The following is a 17,467-nucleotide window of genomic DNA, read 5'->3' as shown; positions in this document are numbered from 1 at the left end:
TGCGAGTGAATGTGGGAAAGATTTTAATCTATTTGGAAAGAATTTATGTACGCTTACGCACAGTGGCACGCGTTTTCCCCGTGGGCGGCGGCGCTGGCGCCGGCAGGCGCACCCGCGCCGGCTAGGTGCGCTTGATCGTGAACGGTGAAAACCCCTGGCATACCGGCATCATTTCAATGGCGTTGATATTGATGTGCGGGGGCAGGGTGGCAATCCAGTAGGCTGTCTGGGCAATGTCGGCTGCCGTCAGGGGCACCGTACCTTCGTACACCTTGGCCGCCTTGGCATCGTCGCCCTTGAAGCGCACGTTGGAAAACTCGGTGCCGCCACACAATCCCGGTGCCAGGTTGGTGGCGCGCACGCCGGTACCCACCAGGTCGGCGCGCAGGTTGAGCGTGAACTGGTCCACGAAAGCCTTGGTCGCGCCGTAGACGTTGCCGCCCGGGTAGGGATAGTTGCCGGCCACCGAGCCGATATTGATGATCAGGCCGCTGCCGCGTTCGACCATGGCCGGCAGCAGGGTGCGCGTCATGGTCACCAGTCCGGTGCAATTGGTGGCGATCATGGTTTCCCAGTCGTCCAGTGGCGCTTCGTGGGCCGGTTCCGTGCCCAGGGCCAGGCCGGCATTGTTGATCAGCACATCGATCTGGCGCCAGGACTGGGGCAGGATCGACATGGCTTCATTGATTGATTCCTTGCACGTGACATCCATCTGCAGGGGCAGGGCCAGGTCGCCCAGCTCGGCGGCCAGGGCGTCCAGGCGGTCCTTGCGGCGACCGCTGATAACCACCTGGTGGGCGTGGCGAACGAAGGTGCGCGCCATTTCCGCCCCAAAACCAGCCGAGGCACCGGTGATAAATACAATCATGATCGACTTCCAGGTAATTTCAACAGAGCAATAAGAGCAGCCAAGACCACTGCACGCGACGCATCACGTGACACCCCGGGCCACGAGCCGGGCCACAAGCCGGGCCACACGCACGCATGACAGGCAAGCGCCAGATTGTAGCCGAAGTGACAGCGCGGGCGCCGTCCGGCCGGGTTTGCCAGCCCTTCCTTGCCCTTATCAGGGCTTTAACTTACAATTTGGCCTCCATTACGTCTCACGTAACTGGCGAAAAGTCGCGGCGCGCTGCTGGCCCGTCGGCGAAAGGTGGGCATCCACTGGGGAACGTGAGATTTCATACGCCGTTCGCCTGGGCAGCCACCGATGGAAGCGCACGATGAGGCTGCCTGTCCTGTTGCCGACGGCATTCCTCATTCGATCTTACAGCCAGGTGCCTCGCACACTTATCGATTGGAGTTTTTTCATGTTTGCAAAAGATCACACGCTCGCCAATGTTGACCCGGAATTGTGGGACGCGATCCAGAAGGAAAACACCCGCCAGCAAGATCACATCGAGCTGATCGCTTCCGAAAATTACACCTCGCCCGCCGTCATGCAGGCCCAGGGTTCGCAGCTGACCAACAAGTATGCCGAAGGCTACCCGGGCAAGCGCTACTACGGCGGCTGCGAGTTCGTGGACGTGGCCGAGCAACTGGCGATCGACCGCCTCAAGCAACTGTTTGGCGCAGAAGCGGCCAATGTCCAGCCAAATTCCGGTTCCCAGGCCAACCAGGGCGTGTTCTTTGCCATGCTCAAACCCGGCGACACCATCATGGGCATGTCGCTGGCCGAAGGCGGCCACCTGACCCACGGCATGGCGCTGAACATGTCGGGCAAGTGGTTCAATGTCGTTTCCTACGGCCTGACCGAGCAGGAAGACATCGACTACGATGCCATGGAGCGCCTGGCGCACGAGCACAAGCCAAAGATGATCATTGCGGGCGCCTCGGCGTTCTCGCTCAAGATCGATTTCGAGCGCTTTGCCAAGGTGGCCAAGGCCGTGGGCGCCTACTTCATGGTCGACATGGCGCACTACGCCGGCCTGATCGCCGCCGGCGTCTATCCCAATCCGGTGCCGCATGCCGACTTCGTCACCTCCACCACGCACAAGTCGCTGCGCGGCCCGCGCGGCGGCATCATCCTGATGAAGGCCGAGCACGAGAAGGCCATCAATTCGGCCATTTTCCCCGGTATCCAGGGCGGCCCGCTGATGCATGTTATCGCCGGCAAGGCAGTGGCCTTCAAGGAGGCGCTGAGCCGGGAATTCAAGGCTTACCAGCAGCAGGTCGTGAAGAACGCCGACGCGCTGGCCAAGGCGCTGATCGCGCGCGGGCTGCGCATCGTTTCCGGCCGCACCGAGTCGCATGTGATGCTGGTCGACCTGCGCGCCAAGAACCTGACGGGCAAGGAAGCGGAAGCCCTGCTGGGCGCGGCGCACATGACGTGCAACAAGAACGGCATCCCGAACGATCCGCAAAAGCCGTTCGTGACGTCCGGCATTCGCCTCGGCAGCCCGGCTTTCACCACGCGCGGCTTCAAGGAAGAAGATGCGACCGTGGTAGGCAATCTGATCGCGGACATCCTTGACAATCCGGGCGACCAGGCTGTCGTGGAACGGGTCAAGGCCGAAGTCAAGAAGCTGACCGACAAGTATCCGGTGTACGCAGCCTGATCCGGCGCGGACAGTCAGCCTTAGTGTAAGCACTTACCGCAGCCGCCGCCCACATGAAATGTCCTTTCTGTCAGCATGAAGACACACAGGTCCTCGATACCCGGGTATCGGAGGAGGGCGATTCCATCCGGCGCCGGCGCCGCTGCGGCAAGTGCGACAAGCGCTTTACCACCAAGGAACGGATCGAACTGTCGATGCCGATCATCGTCAAGAAGAATGGCAGCCGCACCGAGTATGCCTCGGCCAAGCTGCGCGGCAGCCTGATGCTGGCGCTGCGCAAGCGGCCCGTGTCGGCCGAAGCAATCGACCTGGCCGTGGCCTCGATCGAGGAAAAGCTGCTCACCAGCGGCCAGCGCGAAGTCGAATCCGGGTATGTGGGCGAACTGGTCATGGGCGAACTCAAGGGCCTCGACAAGATCGCCTACATCCGATTTGCGTCCGTGTACAAGAATTTTGAAGACCTGGCCGAGTTCCAGGATGCCATTGCCGAGGTCGGGCAAGAGCGCAAACCCCGCAAGTAAGTTCCCCCAAACGCTTGAGACACCTCATCGGCGCCATGGTCACGCCTGATAACTTGGTGCTCACGCGATCCAGATCATCTTCCCTATAAGCGGGCCCTGCTTCTAGCAGCAGCGTTCGTGGCGGTCGCGCCCTTTCCCTGCGGAGGCGGTGTGATTCCTTGTCGTGCCAGCGGTTTTACGCTCATCGAGGTGCTGGTCGCCGCACTTGTGCTGGCCATCGGCATTGCCGGCGTGATCGCGGCCCACCTCGGCGCCCAGCGCACGCGCCATGGCACGGCCCTCATGTCCGGCGCCGTGCAGCTCGCTGCCGGCACGGCCGAACGCATCGCTGCCAATGGCCGTTTTCGCGATCAGTACGCGGGCTTCGATTACGACAGCACGCGCGACGGCCCGCCCGCGCCGTCAGCGCAGGCATGCTTCGGCACACCTTGCAGCGGCGGGCAACTGGCCGCAGCCGACCTGGCCGAGCTGCGCCAGGCGCTGCATGCGGGCTTTCCGGGCGGGCGTATCGTGATCTGCCGCGATGCGGCCGTGGCCCAGGCAGGCGCGCGGCTGGCGTGGCAATGCGGCGGGGGCTCGGGGGCGCCGCTCGCCATCAAGATCGGCTGGATTGAACGCGGCGCCGGCGTTGACACCCTGCCCGCGCTGGTGCTGCTGGCAGACGGAGGCGCGCCATGAACCGGGGGCGGCAGCGCGGGCTGGGGCTGGCGGAGCTGCTCGTCGCCATGGCCATCGGGGCCCTGGTCACGCTGCTCTCGTTTACGCTCCTGCTGGCGGCCAGGTCGGGCCAGCTCAGGCTGGCCGAGGCTGCCCACGTGGACGATGCAGGCCGCTTCGCGCTGTCGGCCATCGAGCGCGCAGTGCGGCAAGGCGGCCTGGCGCACTGGGAGCGGGCGGGGGACGCCTCGCTGGCGCGGGCGCCGGCAGCGGTGGGGCTCGATGCGGCGTCACTTTCGTCCGGCACTGTCGCACTGTCCAGTCCGCTGCCGGCGACCGTCAATGGCAGCGATGTGCTGGCGCTGCGCTTTGCCGGGTCGCAGGACGGCAGCGTGGTCAATTGCGCCGGCTTTACCGTGCCTGCAACGCGCGAGGGCTGGAGCATCTTTTACGTGGGCCGCAGCGCGCGGGGCATTGCAGAATTGCGCTGCAAGTATCAGGGCGCCGGCAACTGGAGCGCCGATGCACTGGTGGCCGGGGTCGATTCATTCCAGGTCCTGTACGGGCTCGATACCGATGCGGTGCCGGACGGCGTGCCCAACCGCTACGTCAATGCCACGGATATTCACGGCCGCGACGCAGCGCTGGCGCTTGACGGGGCCAATGACACGGAACGCCAGCGCGACCGCCTGCGCAAAACGCACTGGAAGCGTGTTGTCACGGTCAAAGTGGCCTTGATGCTGCACGGTGAACGGGCAAGCGGCGCTGCCGGGCCGTCGCTTTACGAACTGTTTGGCGCGGCCTACAGCCAGTTTGCGGGAGGGAGCGACCAGGGCACGCGGCTGCTGCGCACCGACCTGGCGCCATCGCTGCGCCAGCGCGAGCGGCGCGTGTTCCGCTCCACCATCCTGCTCAGGAATCATATGGGGGGATGGTAATGCTGACCACTTCCATGGGCCGGGCGGGCGCCGTGCGCCGTCACCAGCAGGGCGTGGCCTTGCTGGTCATTTTGTGCGTGGTACTGGTGCTGCTGATCCTGGGCGCGACCGGGACCCGCGCGGCACTGTACGCGGAAAAGGCGGCGCGCGGCGAGCGCGATCACGGCATTGCGCTGCACGCGGCCGAGGCGGCGCTGACAGACGCCGAGCGCGATATCGAAGGCGGGTCCAATCCAGCCTCGCTGCGTGCGGCCATGTTCGACCCTGGCGTGGCCGACGTGTTCCCGGAAGGCTGCGGCGCAGGCGCGGGCAACCCCGCCCTGGGCCTGTGCAAGCGCGTGCTGTCGCCGCGCATTCCGGCGTGGCTGCTGGTGCCGCTGGCCGACCCGTCAGCGGAAATTGCAGCAGTGGACTACGGCACATTTACGGGCTCGCACATGCCCGTGGGCCGGGCTTCGCTGCCCGTGCGGCTGCCGCGCTACATCATTGAACCCTTGCCCTTCGCCCGCGCCGGCAGCAGCGCCAGCGTGGCGCCGGCGAGCTTGTTTCGCATCACCGCCATCGGCTTCGGTGTGCGCCACGGCACCCACGTGGTGCTGCAATCGTTCTATCTCAAGGCGCATGCGAGCGGAGAAGAAGCATGAGACCGCGTGCCGGCCCCCGGCGATGGACGCTTATGCTTTCTCTGCTGGTCTCGCTGCTGGCGCTGGCTGGCGCGCCTGCCTTGCACATCCCGTATGGGCAGCCGGGACGCAGCGAGGTGGGGCCGGGACCATCGGCGCTGTGGCAGGGCAGGGCCAATGCCTGGTTTGTCATCCACACCCTGTCGGACCTTGCGAAAGGCACGGGAACGCTGCAGCGCGCCAGGTTTGATGCCAACCGGGAGTGGGGCGGGCCGCCACAATGGGACGCAGGACAGCTGCTTGTCGCCACACCCCCGAACAAGCGGCGCATCTTCACGCATGACCCATCAATGGCATCGGGCTCCTTGGCGGCGCCGTTTGAATGGCCGTATATGCCGCCCGTCCTGCGCAGCCTGCTTGATGCGGACGGACAGGGCGAGGCGCGCACCAGCTATCTGCGCGGCGTGCGGGAGCGTGAGCTGGGCCAGCCCCATGGGCTGTTTCGCCCGCGCGCCGGTGTACTGGGCGACATCGTGCGCAGCGTGCCGCTCATCGTGGGCGCGCCTGCAACAGGCGCGTCGGAGGCGCAGCGCCAGTTTGCCCGCAGCCATGCCGGGCGTGAGATGGCCGTGTACGTGGGGGCCAACGACGGCATGTTCCATGCCTTCTCCGCCACCAGCGGTGAAGAGCTTTTCGCCTATATTCCCGGCGCCTTGCACCGTAAGCTGCCTTCCCTGAGCGACCCTGCCTACCAGCGGCGCCCGTGGGTCGACGGCAGCGCAAGTCAGCGCGACCTGGAGGTGGCAGGGCGCTGGCGCACCGTGCTCGCTTCTGGCATGGGCACGGGCGCGCGCGGGCTGTTCCTGCTCGATGTTACAGAACCGGCCCGTTTCGGGCAGGACGGCGGGGTGCTCGCCGAGTTCACGGAGCATGATGATACGGCTGTAGGCCATCTCCACGCACCACCCTTGCTGGCGCAGCTGGGACTGACCGGGCAGGGCGAGCCGGACGAGCGCTGGAGCCGGCGCCCTGTCGCAATTTTTTCCAGCGGCATCAATCCGGCAGCGCAGGGGCCCGGCGCGCTGTTCGTGCTCGCGCTGGACAAGGCACCAGCCACGCCCTGGCAGCTGGAGAGCAACTATTTGCGCATCGATACCGGGGGCGAGGGCAACATGCTGTCGCCTGCCGCACTGGTGCTGGGGGCCGGCGGTCACGCGGTGCATGCCTATGCCGGCGACCTCGACGGCAAGCTCTGGCATTTCGACCTGGGCAGGAAAAAGAGCCGCCTGGTGTTTACGGCGCGCGATGCCGAGGGCAATGCCCAGCCAATTGCCCACGCACCGCACGTGGTTCACGCGCCAGGGGGCGGCTATGTGGTCATTGTTGGTACCGGCAAGCTGCTGGAAGACACAGACCTGCTGCGGGCATCGTTTTCCACCCAGTCGCTGTACGCCATTGTGGACACTCCCTCAGATGAGGCGGATCCGGTCAGTTCGCGCGCCTTGCTGGCCGAGCGGATTTTGTCGGGGTCGTCCAGCTACGACATCGTTGGCGAGGAGCTGGACTATTACGAAGCGCGGCGCAAGCGGGGCTGGTATTTCGACCTTCCCGGTTCGCGCAGCGAGGGCGAACGCGCGGCGGCCAGTCCGGTGTCGGCAGATGGCGCCCTGGTTTTTCAGACGGTGCTGCCCGGTTCGCCCACACCCGAAAAAGGCCGGCTGTATCTCGTGGGCACCCTGACCGGCAAAACGGTCGAGCCGGTGGCGACCGCCAAACGCCCTTCCCGCACGGGCGAGCGCATCAGGGGCACGCCCCTGCAATCCCTGATCCTGATCACCGGTGGCGGTGATGCGGGGGCGCGCAGTCCGACCGGCCTGATCACGGCCGTGCGCAAGGTGACCTTGTTCCGCCCTGAACCGGGCGGCCCGGGGCCGCCGCTGGAGATCGAAGTGCGCCACGCAGCCGGACGGCTGGGCTGGCGTGAAATCAGCAACTGGCAAGACCTGAGGGAGGCAGCACTGAAACAGGGCGGCTAGTGGTCACGGTGTTTAACAGACCGGGAAGAGGGCGGCGCTCGTCTGCGCGGCTGCCCGGGCCTGCCCCAGCGTATCGGCTGCCGGCTGAGGTTTAAGGTTTGAAGGCTGGGGACTGTGTCTTTGTTCTGCGCCTGCGGCCTGCGCCTGCTGCCTATGGCCTGCGCATGCGGCCGGCGCGTGCGGCCTGCGGTTTTTGTCCGTGCCTGCCATGCGGCTCACTCGACAAGGAATCTTATGAAACCGATGCAAGCATTTTCGCTGGTGGAGTTGCTGGTTGTGATGGCCATTGTCGCGATATTGGCCATGCTCGCCTACCCCAGCTATACGAACTATCTGGTCAAGGCGCGTCGTGCCGAGGCCCAGATGGCCCTGCTCACGCTCATGCAGCAGCAGGAAAATTTTTATACCCTTCACAACACGTACGTGGCCTTTTCGGCCGAGTCCGGTGAAGGGGACGCCCGGCGTTTTCGCTGGTGGTCCGGCGACACCCCCCAGGCCAGCGCCTACGAGCTGAGCGGACAAGCCTGCCTGGACCAGCCGCTTGAGCGCTGCATCGAACTGCGCGCGATACCCGGCACGAGTCGGGTGAACCCGCGCTTTCGCGACCCCGGCTGTGAAACGCTGACCCTGGACAGCATTGGCCAGCGCGCTGCCACCGGCCCCATGGCAAGGTGCTGGCCATGAGACAGCGTGCGCCCGGGTGGTCGCTGGTTGAGCTGATGGCTGTGCTGGTGCTGGCGAGCGTGCTGGCGTTCCTGGCCGCACCCGGGCTGGGCCAGATGATCCGCAACTATCGTCTTGACGCGGCTGTCGCTGACTTGTACGGCGCAGTCGACCTGACGCGCACCCAGGCCATTGCGCGCGGTCGCCGGGTAATGCTGGTGCCGCTTGAGCCGGGCGGCAACAACTGGGCCAGCGGCTGGCTGGTATTTGTCGACACCGATGGCGACCGGCGCCCTGGGCCGGGGGAGGAGCTGATCGCCAGCCACGGCCCGGTGGCCGAGGGCATCGTCATCACTGCCCGTTTCACCAGCAACAAGCTGCCACATTACCTGGCCTATGGGCCGAGCGGGCGTAGCTGCACTGACACCAGCAGCATGGCCGCACGCTGGGGTACCTTGTCGTTTCATCAGCAGGGGGAAATCCGCCACATCAAGATCAACATGCTGGGACGGGCGCGGGTGTGCCGCCCTGACGTGGAAGGAGCCGGCTGCGAAGGCTGATCCACGTGAACCAATCGAAGCTTCAGCCCCGGCCGACAGGAACGGGCGCTGCCATCGCGTGTCACCGCGTGCCTTGATCGCGCGTCGCCATCGTGCCGCGATCCCGCGTCGCCGTCGCGTGCCGCAATCCCGTGTCCCTGCCGCGTGCGCGATTCCGCGCGCTATCGTGCCGACATCCCGTGCCGACATCTGGCGTCGCCATTGACTGTCGCCACCGCAGGCCGCCATCCTACTGCCTGTACTGCCATTGCCGCTGTGCCAACGGATCAGGGCGGCGGGCAGTGCCCTGCAGCGCCGGGGCCCGGCATGGCGTAAAATTCAGGTCGACAACAATCGCCCTGGATACCCGTGCAGATAAACAATGACTCCGATGGCATGCAACTGGCCCTGGCCTGGGCTGCCAAAGGCATGTACACGACCACGCCCAATCCCCGGGTTGGCTGCGTGATCGTGCGCGACGGCGTGGTCATCGGCGCTGGCCATACCCAGCCCGCCGGCCAGGCGCACGCCGAGATCCAGGCCTTGCGCGACGCCGGGGCGCGCGGCAACGATGTGCGCGGTGCCACCGCCTACGTCACGCTGGAGCCGTGCAACCATTACGGGCGCACGCCACCTTGCTCCGACGCGCTGGTGCGCGCTGGCCTGGGCCGCGTTGTGGCAGCCATGGTCGACCCCAATCCCCTGGTGGCGGGCCAGGGCCTGGCAACCCTGCAGGCGGCCGGGATCGCCGTCAGCGCCGGCCTCATGGAGAGCGAAGCGCGCGAACTCAATATCGGATTTTTCTCGCGCATGCAGCGCGGCGTGCCGTGGGTGCGCCTGAAGGCAGCCGCCAGCCTGGACGGCATGACCGCCCTGCACAACGGCCAGAGCCAGTGGATCACCGGCCCCGCCGCCCGCGACGACGGCCACGCCTGGCGCGCTCGCGCCTGTGCCATCCTGACCGGTATCGGTACCGTCATGGCCGACAATCCGCGATTGAATGTGCGCGCCGTCGCCACGCATCGCCAGCCGCTGCGTATCATTGTCGACAGCCGCCTGGAGATTGCACCCTCGGCCCGTGTGCTGGAGGGTGCGCCGGCCCTGATCGTGGGCGCCGTTGGCAACCCGGCCAGGGAAGCGGTCCTGCGCGGCGCCGGCCACGACGTCATGTTGCTCCCCAATGAAGGCAGCAAGGTGGACTTACCGGCCTTGATGCGCCTGCTCGGCCAGCGCGGCATCAATGAACTGCATGTGGAAGCCGGCACCCGGCTCAATGGCTCACTGATCCGCGAAGGCTGCGTCGACGAGCTGCTGGTGTATCTCGCGCCCTGCCTGGTCGGTGACGCCCAGGGCATGTTTTCCCTGCCGCCGCTGCAAGACCTGGAGCGCAAGATCCGCCTGCGCTTTCACGAAGTCGTTCCCGTTGGCGAGGACCTGCGCGTCCTGGCCCGCATCATCCCATCCGAGACTCCACCTGAGGAATAAAGCAGCATGTTTACTGGAATCGTCGCCGCCGTCGGCAGAATCAGTTCGGTCACCCCGCTCGAAGGCGGCCTTGAGGCAGGCGTCAGGCTGGCCATCGATGCCGGCGCCCTGCCATTGGGTGACGTGGCCCTGGGCGACTCGATCGCCATCAATGGCGCCTGCATGACCGTGGTCGCCAAGAGCGGGCAGGCATTTACGGTCGACGTCTCGCGTGAAAGCCTCAACTGCACGGTGGGTTTGGACGCCCCGGGCGAAGTCAACCTGGAAAAGGCGCTGACCCTGGCCGAACGCCTGGGCGGCCACCTGGTATCGGGCCATGTGGATGGCCTGGGCACCGTCCATCGTTTCGCGCCGGTTGGCGAATCGTGGGAACTGGTCATTGACGCGCCGGCCGACCTGGCCAAATTCCTCGCCTTTAAAGGCTCCATTGTCGTCAACGGCGTGTCGCTGACGGTCAACCGGGTGGAGGATCTGGACACCGACGCCGGCAAGGTATGCCGCTTTTCGATTAACCTGATCCCTTACACCATCTCCGTCACCACGCTCAAGCACCTGCAGGCCGGCAGCAAGGTGAACCTGGAAATCGACCTGATTGCGCGCTACGTGGAACGCATGCTGTCGCGTTCGGCCGCGCTGGCATAAGGCGCGGCGCGGCCGCTACTTTTTCTCGGGGTACAGCACGACCTGCACGTAATTGCGCATGTCAAAATAGCGCCGCGCCGCCAGCTTGAGGTCATCGACTGTGAGCGCCTTGACGCGCGCCTCATAACTGAGCATGCTGGCCGGGTCGGTCCCGAGCAGCACCGCCGACTGCAGGCGGCTCATCCAGTAGCCGTTTTCGCGCAGGGCGTTGCGGTGGTTGGCCAGCCAGTTCTGCTTGACCTTGTCCAGGTTGGCCGCTGACGGCCCCTGCGTCTTCATGCGCTCGATTTCGGCAAAGGTCGCGGCGATGACCTTGTCCACGCTGGCCGGACTGGTGGGAAGATTGACGCCGATGCGGTAGTGCGGCGTGGGGATGCGGCCGATGGCGCCATTCATCCCGCCACCATAAATGAGCGCCAGCTTCTCGCGCAGCACGTCGACAATCCGCATGTTCATCACATCGAGCATGGCGTTCATGCGCATCTGCTCTTGTTCCGAGTAGACCGCGTCGCCGGTGAAGTTGATCGACACGACGCTCTTGTCTTCACTGCCGGCCCGCACCTCGTGCTTGACCACGCCCTTGATGGGATTGGCCCCCAGGTCGCGGTAGCCACGGGTAATGGGGTCGGTGGGCAAGCTCGCGAGGTAAGTGGCAATCAGTGGCTTGACGCTGTCGACCGCAAAACTGCCCACCATCAGGAAGGTCATGCCGCGCGCACTGCCAAAGCGCTCCTGATAGAAGGCCAGGGCGCGCTCCATGTCGATCTTTTCGAATTCCTCCGGCCGCGGCACGCGCGGCACCCGCGGATGATTGGCATACAGGATGCTGACCTGGGCGTCTTCAAATACCGCTTCCGGCTGCGCCATCGTGTTGCGGCTCGCTTCCACCTGGCGCGCCACGAAGGTCTGGAACAGCAAAGGGTCGCGCCGTACGGTCGTCATCTTCAGGTACAGCAGCTGCAGCATTGCTTCGATATCTGCCGAGCCGCTGGCGCCGCGCACCGACTCGGTGTAGTTCGACAGCGAGGCGCTGACCGTGGCCGTCTTGCCGGCCAACATATCGCTCAGGTCCAGCGGCGTAAAGTCACCCACGCCCATCACGCCGGCCACGCTGGCCGCGTAGCGCGCATTGATGATGTCCTGGTCTGCCGCCAGCGACTGGCCGCCAAAGCGGGTCGCCCCGATGATTACCTGGTCGTTGCGAAAGTCGGTGGGCTTGAGCATGACCTTCACGCCATTGGACAGCGACAGCGTGGTCACGCCCAGGCGCTTGTCGAAGGACTCGGCGACGATGCTGCCGGCCTTGGGCGGCACCGGCATGAGGCTTGCGGCCAGTGCGCGTTCGCTGCGCGGCTTGACTTCCGCCTTTTCAGCACTGGCAAATGCGGCAAGCAATTGCGCGCTGGTGGGCACCATCGACCTTTCATTGTCCGTTCCCATGTACACCACCAGCTTGGGCGAATCGGTAGGGATGGTGTCGCGCGCATAGCGGTTCATTTCCTCGAGCGTGATGCCGGGAACAAGCTCGCGCGCATACCGGTATTCGTTCTCGATACCGGGGATGCTTTCCTGATTGAGGAAGTTGCGCACAAACTCGCCCACCAGCGCTGCCGAATCGGTCTTGTCGCGTTCCGCGTAACCGCGCTCGAAGCGGCGCAGCAGGTTTTTCTTGGTGCGCTCCAGTTCTGCTGCGGTGAAGCCAAACTTGCTGGCGCGCGCATGCTCATGCACCAGGGCGTCGATGGCGGGGCGGGCGCCGCCCTTGCCAAGGCTTGCCGAGGCGGTGTACGCCTCGTAGCGCGCGGTCAGACGGCTCACCGCACTGCTCGCGTCCAGAAACGGCGCGTCCGCGCGCTGCGACAGCGCCAGCATGCGCTGATTGAGCATGGTGGTAAACAGGCTCTGGACCAGGTCCTCGCGGTAGCCGCCCACGGTATCGCTTTCCTTCACCGGACGCACCGGATAGCGGATCAGGATCTGATTGCCGCCGGCTTCCTTGTCGGTGATGACCAGGGCCTGGGTCCCCTCGGATGGCGCAATCGGCGCTTCGAAGCGCTTGCGCGGCTGCGCCGGGTTTTTCAGGTCCGAGAAGTGGCGCTTGACCAGGCGCTCGGCATCGGCCGTGTCTATGTCGCCAACCACGATCACCGCCATCAGGTCGGGCCGGTACCAGTCGCGGTAGAAGCGCCGCAGCGCCTCGTGCGAACCTTTGCGGATGATCGCTTCCTGTCCAATCGGCAGGCGCTGCGCATAGCGCGAGCCGTTGAACATCTTCGGCAGCAGCTCTGTGTCCATGCGGTCGCGCGCCCCTTTGCCAAGGCGTAGTTCTTCCAGCAGTACGGGCCGTTCCTGGTCAATGTCGGCCGCGTTCAGCGTGATCCCGCCGGCCCAGTCGCGCAGGACCCGGAAGCCCTGTTCCACATTGCTGCGGCGGGTGGTGGGAATCGGCAGGATGTACACTGTTTCGTCAAAGCTGGTGTAGGCATTGAGGTCGGCGCCAAAGCGCACCCCGATCGACTCCAGATAGGACACCAGTTCCTGTTTCTTGAAATTGCTGGTGCCGTTAAAGGCCATGTGCTCCAGGAAGTGGGCAAAGCCCTGCTGGTCGTCGTCTTCCAGGATCGATCCGGCTTTCACCACCAGGCGCAGTTCGAGCTTGTTCTGGGGCCGCGTGTTCTTGCGCAGGTAGTAGGTCAGGCCATTGGGCAGCTTGCCGACCGTGACCTGGGGCGAGACCGGCAGCGGGTCGGCCAGCCGCAATTCTGCGCGTGCGCCGAAGGTGGCCGTGACAAGGATGATCGCGCAGACCAGGGAACGTGCTAGGGACTTGGACATCAGTTCTGCTTCAAAATGGGTAAGCCCGATTCTACCCCGCAGGGGCGGGCAGGCGCAGCAATTGTGTTTCGCCACTCATCATGCGCGCCATGTCTTCGGCCGGCACCGGCCTGCTGAACAGATAGCCCTGCACCTCGTCGCAGCCAATGGCCGCCAGGAAGGCCAGCTGTCCCTCGGTTTCCACGCCTTCTGCAATGACCACCAGCGACAGGCCGTGCGCCAGCGCGATGGTGGCCTGGGCGATGGCGGCGCTGCGCGGTTCGGTGGTGATGTTGCGAACAAAGGTCTGGTCGATTTTCAGCTTGTCGAGCATGAAACGCGACAGGTAGCCGAGCGAAGAGTAGCCGGTGCCGAAGTCGTCGAGCGAAACCGAGACGCCCATCTCGGTCAGTTCCGCCAGCTGCGCCGCGGTCGCGGCACTGTCATGCATCATCACGCTTTCGGTCAGTTCCACTTCCAGGTAGCGCGCTTCGAGCCCGCTTTCGCGCAGCGCCTCACGCACCACGGCCGGCACCGAGCCGACCATGAACTGGTGGGCCGAGACATTGACCGCCACCCGAAGCGGCGCCAGCCCGGCGTCCTGCCACGCCTTGTTCTGCAGGCAGGCCTGGCGTATCACCCAGTTGCCGATCGGGAGGATCATGCCCGTGTCCTCGGCCAGCGCGATGAAGTCGCCCGGCGCCACCTGGCCCAACTCCGGACTGCGCCAGCGCAGCAGCGCTTCCATGCTGCAGATCGTGCCGTCGGCAATGGACACCTGCGGCTGGTAGTGCAGCGACAGCTCGCCGCGCTCGATGGCGCGCCGCAGGTGGGTCTCCAGCGACATCCAGCGCAGTGCATGCGCGTTCATTTCACCCTTGAAGAAGCGGTAGCCGTTGCGCCCTGTTTCCTTGGTATGCGAGAGCGCGACATCGGCGGCCTTGAGCAATTCGCTGGGATTGCTGCCGTCGCGCGGGTAGATGCTGATGCCGATGCTGGCGGTGATGATCAGGTCATGGCCGCCGGCTTCGATCGGGCGCGCAATCTCGCCGATCAGGCGCTCGGCCGCATCGGCAATCGCGTCCGCGTCCTGGCACTGGGTGAGCAGCAGCACGAATTCGTCCCCACCCAGGTGCGCCAGCGTGTCGTGCGCACCGGCCAGGGACGAGGCGCGGCGCGATATCTCCTTGAGCATGGCGTCGCCCGTCTCGTGACCGAGGCTGTCATTGATGCGCTGCAGGCGGTCCAGGTTAAACAGCAGCAGGGCGACCTGGCGCTCGCCGCCGCGCACCGCGCCGATGGCTTGGCGCAGGCGCTCGGCCAGCACCGAGCGGTTGGGCAGCAGGGTCAGGGGATCGTGGTGGCTCAGGAAGTCGACCTGGTGGTGCGCCGCGCGCAGGGCGCTGACATCGGACGATACCGACACGTAGGCGCTGACCTGCCCATCGTCACCGCGCACGGCATCGATGGCGATGCGCTCGGGATAGATCTGGCCGTTCTTGCGGCGGTTCCAGATTTCGCCGCGCCACTGTCCCTGGGTGTCCAGGCAATGCCAGATGCTCCGGTAAAAGGCGCTGTCGTGGCGCCCGGAAGCCAGCAGGCGCGGATTCTTGCCCAGCACTTCCTGTTCTGCGTAGCCCGTCACGTGCTCGAACGCGGGATTGACGGCGATGATGCACCCATTCGCATCGGTCATCATGATGCTTTCCTGCGTGCTGTCAAAGATGCGTGCCGACAGGCGCAGCCGGTGTTCACTCTCGCGCAGGGCAAGGTCGGCCTGCTGGCGCGCGCGCGCCTCGCGCTGCAGCTGTGCGGCGTGCCGCTGGACGGCCTGGTACAGCGTCAGGTTTTCGTAGGCCACCGCCAGCTGCACCGCCAGGGTGGCGGCGATGCGCTCATCTTCGCCATCAAAGGCCTGGGCTCCGGCCGGGCGCGCGAAGTACAGCCAGCCGTGCAGGTTGTCGTGCTCCAGGACCGGCAGTCCCAGGAAGCTGCCCACAGCGGGGTGGCTGCCCGGCAGGCCGGCGATGCCGTCGCCGTCGAGACCGTGCATGAGCAGCGCGTGGCTGGCGCCGAGCAGGGAGCCGGGCAGCCTGCTGCGGTCTGTGGCCACCGGCACCAGCAATGCCCGTTCCACGCCGCGCGCGGCCACCTGTGACGGTGTCTGGCTGGCGGCATCGAGCAGGCACAATGCCACCTGGCTGGCGCCCATGATGCTGGCCGCAGCGTCGATAAATACAGCACTCAGCTGGCCCGCCTGGCGCACGCCCATCATGCGCAGGCTCAGTTCTTCGAGCGCCGTCATGCGCGCGGCGATACTGTGCAGATTGCCCATGCGCTCGCCCAGCATGGCCAACACCGCCTGCGCCAGGTCGGGGCTGTCCACGCCATGGCGGGCCAGCAGGGCGGCAATGTCCAGATGGGTACTGCTGAGGGCGGAACTGATGGGACTGTAGGCGGCCGCATCCAGGCCGAGGGGCGTGGCGCCGCTGTGGATGCTCTGCACACCCGGCTGCCGTTCAGCCATGCAGCACGCGGGCAGGAGAGGCTGCCGACGTGGCGGAGGCACGGGGCAGGGCGGTCATAACAGCAGGCATGGAAGGCTCCGGCAACCGTCGGCCACAATGGCGAGGGCAAAACGTCAGATGATCATAATCCAGGGCAGGCCGCCATGGCATTTTATATGGCATCATAATTTGCCGAAGTTCACATTTTTACTGGTTTCGCCAAGATTCGTTGTCGCGTTGCAACAATATTTCCTCTCGCGAATGTCCGCGCCGATGTCGAGTCCTTCCTCTGCATCTTAAGGCAGTTGAAGTCTGGTAAATCCTTTAAAATAGCGGATTGCGTAAAAGATGCCGCACCAAAGGACCCCCCATGATCTCGAGTACCCAGGAAATTGTTGACGAACTGCGCGCTGGGCGCATGGTCATTCTGGTCGACGAGGAAGACCGCGAAAATGAAGGCGACCTGGTGCTTGCGGCCGATTTCGTGACCCCGGAAGCCATCAACTTCATGGTCAAGCATGCGCGCGGCCTGGTGTGCCTGACGCTGACCGAAGAGCGCTGCCAGCTGCTCAAGCTGCCAATGATGACCTCCAGTAACGGCACCTCCTTCGGTACCAATTTCACGGTGTCGATCGAAGCGGCCGAAGGCGTCACCACCGGCATTTCCGCGGCCGACCGGGCGCGCACCATCCAGGTGGCCGTGGCCAGGAATGCCACCGCCCACGACATCGTCCAGCCCGGCCACATCTTTCCGCTCAAAGCCCAGCGCGGCGGCGTGCTCATGCGCGCGGGCCACACGGAAGCGGGCTGCGACCTGACCGAAATGGCGGGCCTGACCCCGGCCTCGGTCATCTGCGAAATCATGAAGGATGACGGCACCATGGCGCGCCTGCCGGACCTGCTCGAGTTCGCCAAGGAACACAATCTCAAGATCGGCACCATTGCCGACCTGATCCACTACCGCAGCGAACACGAGTGCCTGGTCGAGCGCATTGCCGAGCGCCAGATGAGCACCATTTTCGGCGACTTCCGCCTGATCGCCTTCCGCGACAAGCCAAGCGGCTCGGCCCACCTGGCCATGGTCCATGGCGACCTGGCCCCCAACCTGGAATGCCTGGTGCGCGTGCATCAGCCGGTGTCGATCCTCGACCTGCTGGAAAACAAGGCCACCACCCACTCCTGGACCATGGCTTCGGCCATGGAAGCAATCAAGGCGTCCGAGCGCGGCGTGATGGTGCTGCTTAACTGCGGCGAAACGGCTGACCAGCTGTTCGCCCAGTTCGCGGCCCTGGATACGCCGGAAACCCGGCCCCAGGCGCGCGCTGCCAGCATGGATTTGCGCACCTATGGCATCGGCGCGCAAATCCTGAAGGACCTGGGCGTGGGCAAAATGGAACTGCTGGGCACCCCGCGCAAGATGCCGTCCATGACCGGTTTCGACCTGGAAGTGACGGGCTACCTGGCCAAGCCGGACGCCTGAAGTA

General features: G+C 65.2%; 14 protein-coding genes and 1 riboswitch. Of the genes, 11 read left to right on the top strand and 3 right to left on the bottom strand.

Features of this window, described 5'->3' with window-relative positions:
- Positions 1 to 121 precede the first annotated feature (121 nt).
- On the bottom strand, positions 122 to 868 hold the full coding sequence (locus KY495_RS01220) for an SDR family NAD(P)-dependent oxidoreductase (RefSeq protein ID WP_219881973.1): 747 nt from the start codon (positions 866 to 868) through the stop codon (positions 122 to 124).
- 229 nt (positions 869 to 1,097) lie between these two features.
- A riboswitch (ZMP/ZTP riboswitch) is annotated at positions 1,098 to 1,209 on the top strand.
- Between the two features lie 101 nt (positions 1,210 to 1,310).
- Here KY495_RS01220 and glyA point away from each other — a divergent pair.
- From glyA to KY495_RS01170, 10 genes are all read left to right on the top strand, one after another.
- Positions 1,311 to 2,558 carry a serine hydroxymethyltransferase gene (glyA, locus tag KY495_RS01215; RefSeq protein WP_219881972.1) on the top strand — a complete coding sequence of 416 codons (1,248 nt, stop codon included), beginning with the start codon at positions 1,311 to 1,313 and terminating at the stop codon, positions 2,556 to 2,558.
- A gap of 53 nt (positions 2,559 to 2,611) precedes the next feature.
- Positions 2,612 to 3,079, top strand: a complete 468-nt coding sequence (gene nrdR, locus KY495_RS01210; protein ID WP_219881971.1) for a transcriptional regulator NrdR — start codon at positions 2,612 to 2,614, stop codon at positions 3,077 to 3,079.
- A 150-nt stretch (positions 3,080 to 3,229) separates the two neighbouring features.
- Complete coding sequence (pilV, locus tag KY495_RS01205; protein WP_229518455.1) at positions 3,230 to 3,757, top strand: type IV pilus modification protein PilV; 528 nt, start codon at positions 3,230 to 3,232, stop codon at positions 3,755 to 3,757.
- Positions 3,754 to 4,674, top strand: coding sequence for a PilW family protein (locus KY495_RS01200; protein ID WP_219881970.1), 921 nt, complete (start codon positions 3,754 to 3,756; stop codon positions 4,672 to 4,674). The genes pilV and KY495_RS01200 overlap by 4 nt, the downstream gene beginning before the upstream one ends.
- On the top strand, positions 4,674 to 5,318 hold the full coding sequence (locus KY495_RS01195; RefSeq protein ID WP_219881969.1) for a PilX N-terminal domain-containing pilus assembly protein: 645 nt from the start codon (positions 4,674 to 4,676) through the stop codon (positions 5,316 to 5,318). The genes KY495_RS01200 and KY495_RS01195 overlap by 1 nt, the downstream gene beginning before the upstream one ends.
- A gap of 32 nt (positions 5,319 to 5,350) precedes the next feature.
- Positions 5,351 to 7,333 (top strand): pilus assembly protein, encoded by a 1,983-nt coding sequence (locus KY495_RS01190; RefSeq protein WP_219881968.1) that lies wholly within the window; start codon positions 5,351 to 5,353, stop codon positions 7,331 to 7,333.
- A 234-nt stretch (positions 7,334 to 7,567) separates the two neighbouring features.
- Complete coding sequence (locus KY495_RS01185) at positions 7,568 to 8,017, top strand: type IV pilin protein (protein ID WP_219881967.1); 450 nt, start codon at positions 7,568 to 7,570, stop codon at positions 8,015 to 8,017.
- Positions 8,014 to 8,556, top strand: coding sequence for a GspH/FimT family pseudopilin (locus KY495_RS01180; protein WP_219881966.1), 543 nt, complete (start codon positions 8,014 to 8,016; stop codon positions 8,554 to 8,556). Before KY495_RS01185 ends, KY495_RS01180 begins: the two co-directional genes overlap by 4 nt.
- A gap of 348 nt (positions 8,557 to 8,904) precedes the next feature.
- Complete coding sequence (gene ribD, locus KY495_RS01175; RefSeq protein WP_229518454.1) at positions 8,905 to 10,020, top strand: bifunctional diaminohydroxyphosphoribosylaminopyrimidine deaminase/5-amino-6-(5-phosphoribosylamino)uracil reductase RibD; 1,116 nt, start codon at positions 8,905 to 8,907, stop codon at positions 10,018 to 10,020.
- Positions 10,021 to 10,026: 6 nt separating this feature from the next.
- The gene (locus KY495_RS01170) at positions 10,027 to 10,662 is read left to right on the top strand and encodes a riboflavin synthase (protein WP_219881965.1); all 636 of its coding nucleotides are present in this window, start codon (positions 10,027 to 10,029) and stop codon (positions 10,660 to 10,662) included.
- Positions 10,663 to 10,677: 15 nt separating this feature from the next.
- On the opposite strand, the gene KY495_RS01165 is transcribed toward KY495_RS01170, so the two are convergent.
- Positions 10,678 to 13,497 carry a pitrilysin family protein gene (locus KY495_RS01165; protein WP_219881964.1) on the bottom strand — a complete coding sequence of 940 codons (2,820 nt, stop codon included), beginning with the start codon at positions 13,495 to 13,497 and terminating at the stop codon, positions 10,678 to 10,680.
- Between the two features lie 31 nt (positions 13,498 to 13,528).
- Positions 13,529 to 16,003, bottom strand: coding sequence for a bifunctional diguanylate cyclase/phosphodiesterase (locus KY495_RS01160; RefSeq protein WP_219881963.1), 2,475 nt, complete (start codon positions 16,001 to 16,003; stop codon positions 13,529 to 13,531).
- Between the two features lie 350 nt (positions 16,004 to 16,353).
- On the opposite strand from KY495_RS01160, the gene ribBA reads away from it, so the two are divergent.
- Positions 16,354 to 17,463, top strand: coding sequence for a bifunctional 3,4-dihydroxy-2-butanone-4-phosphate synthase/GTP cyclohydrolase II (gene ribBA / locus KY495_RS01155; RefSeq protein WP_219881962.1), 1,110 nt, complete (start codon positions 16,354 to 16,356; stop codon positions 17,461 to 17,463).
- Positions 17,464 to 17,467 lie beyond the last annotated feature (4 nt).

It is taken from the genome of Massilia sp. PAMC28688 (assembly GCF_019443445.1).
GTDB lineage: Bacteria > Pseudomonadota > Gammaproteobacteria > Burkholderiales > Burkholderiaceae_D > Telluria_A.
This window is presented reverse-complemented; position numbering and strand designations above follow the sequence as displayed.

What these genes read in the sequence shown, in the direction of transcription:
- KY495_RS01220 (WP_219881973.1), bottom strand. Translation starts at nt 868, where the DNA reads ATGATTGTATTTATCACCGGTGCCTCGGCTGGTTTTGGGGCGGAAATG.
- glyA (WP_219881972.1), top strand. Translation starts at nt 1,311, where the DNA reads ATGTTTGCAAAAGATCACACGCTCGCCAATGTTGACCCGGAATTGTGG.
- nrdR (WP_219881971.1), top strand. Translation starts at nt 2,612, where the DNA reads ATGAAATGTCCTTTCTGTCAGCATGAAGACACACAGGTCCTCGATACC.
- KY495_RS01200 (WP_219881970.1), top strand. Translation starts at nt 3,754, where the DNA reads ATGAACCGGGGGCGGCAGCGCGGGCTGGGGCTGGCGGAGCTGCTCGTC.
- KY495_RS01195 (WP_219881969.1), top strand. Translation starts at nt 4,674, where the DNA reads ATGCTGACCACTTCCATGGGCCGGGCGGGCGCCGTGCGCCGTCACCAG.
- KY495_RS01190 (WP_219881968.1), top strand. Translation starts at nt 5,351, where the DNA reads ATGCTTTCTCTGCTGGTCTCGCTGCTGGCGCTGGCTGGCGCGCCTGCC.
- KY495_RS01185 (WP_219881967.1), top strand. Translation starts at nt 7,568, where the DNA reads ATGAAACCGATGCAAGCATTTTCGCTGGTGGAGTTGCTGGTTGTGATG.
- KY495_RS01180 (WP_219881966.1), top strand. Translation starts at nt 8,014, where the DNA reads ATGAGACAGCGTGCGCCCGGGTGGTCGCTGGTTGAGCTGATGGCTGTG.
- KY495_RS01170 (WP_219881965.1), top strand. Translation starts at nt 10,027, where the DNA reads ATGTTTACTGGAATCGTCGCCGCCGTCGGCAGAATCAGTTCGGTCACC.
- KY495_RS01165 (WP_219881964.1), bottom strand. Translation starts at nt 13,497, where the DNA reads ATGTCCAAGTCCCTAGCACGTTCCCTGGTCTGCGCGATCATCCTTGTC.
- KY495_RS01160 (WP_219881963.1), bottom strand. Translation starts at nt 16,003, where the DNA reads ATGGCTGAACGGCAGCCGGGTGTGCAGAGCATCCACAGCGGCGCCACG.
- ribBA (WP_219881962.1), top strand. Translation starts at nt 16,354, where the DNA reads ATGATCTCGAGTACCCAGGAAATTGTTGACGAACTGCGCGCTGGGCGC.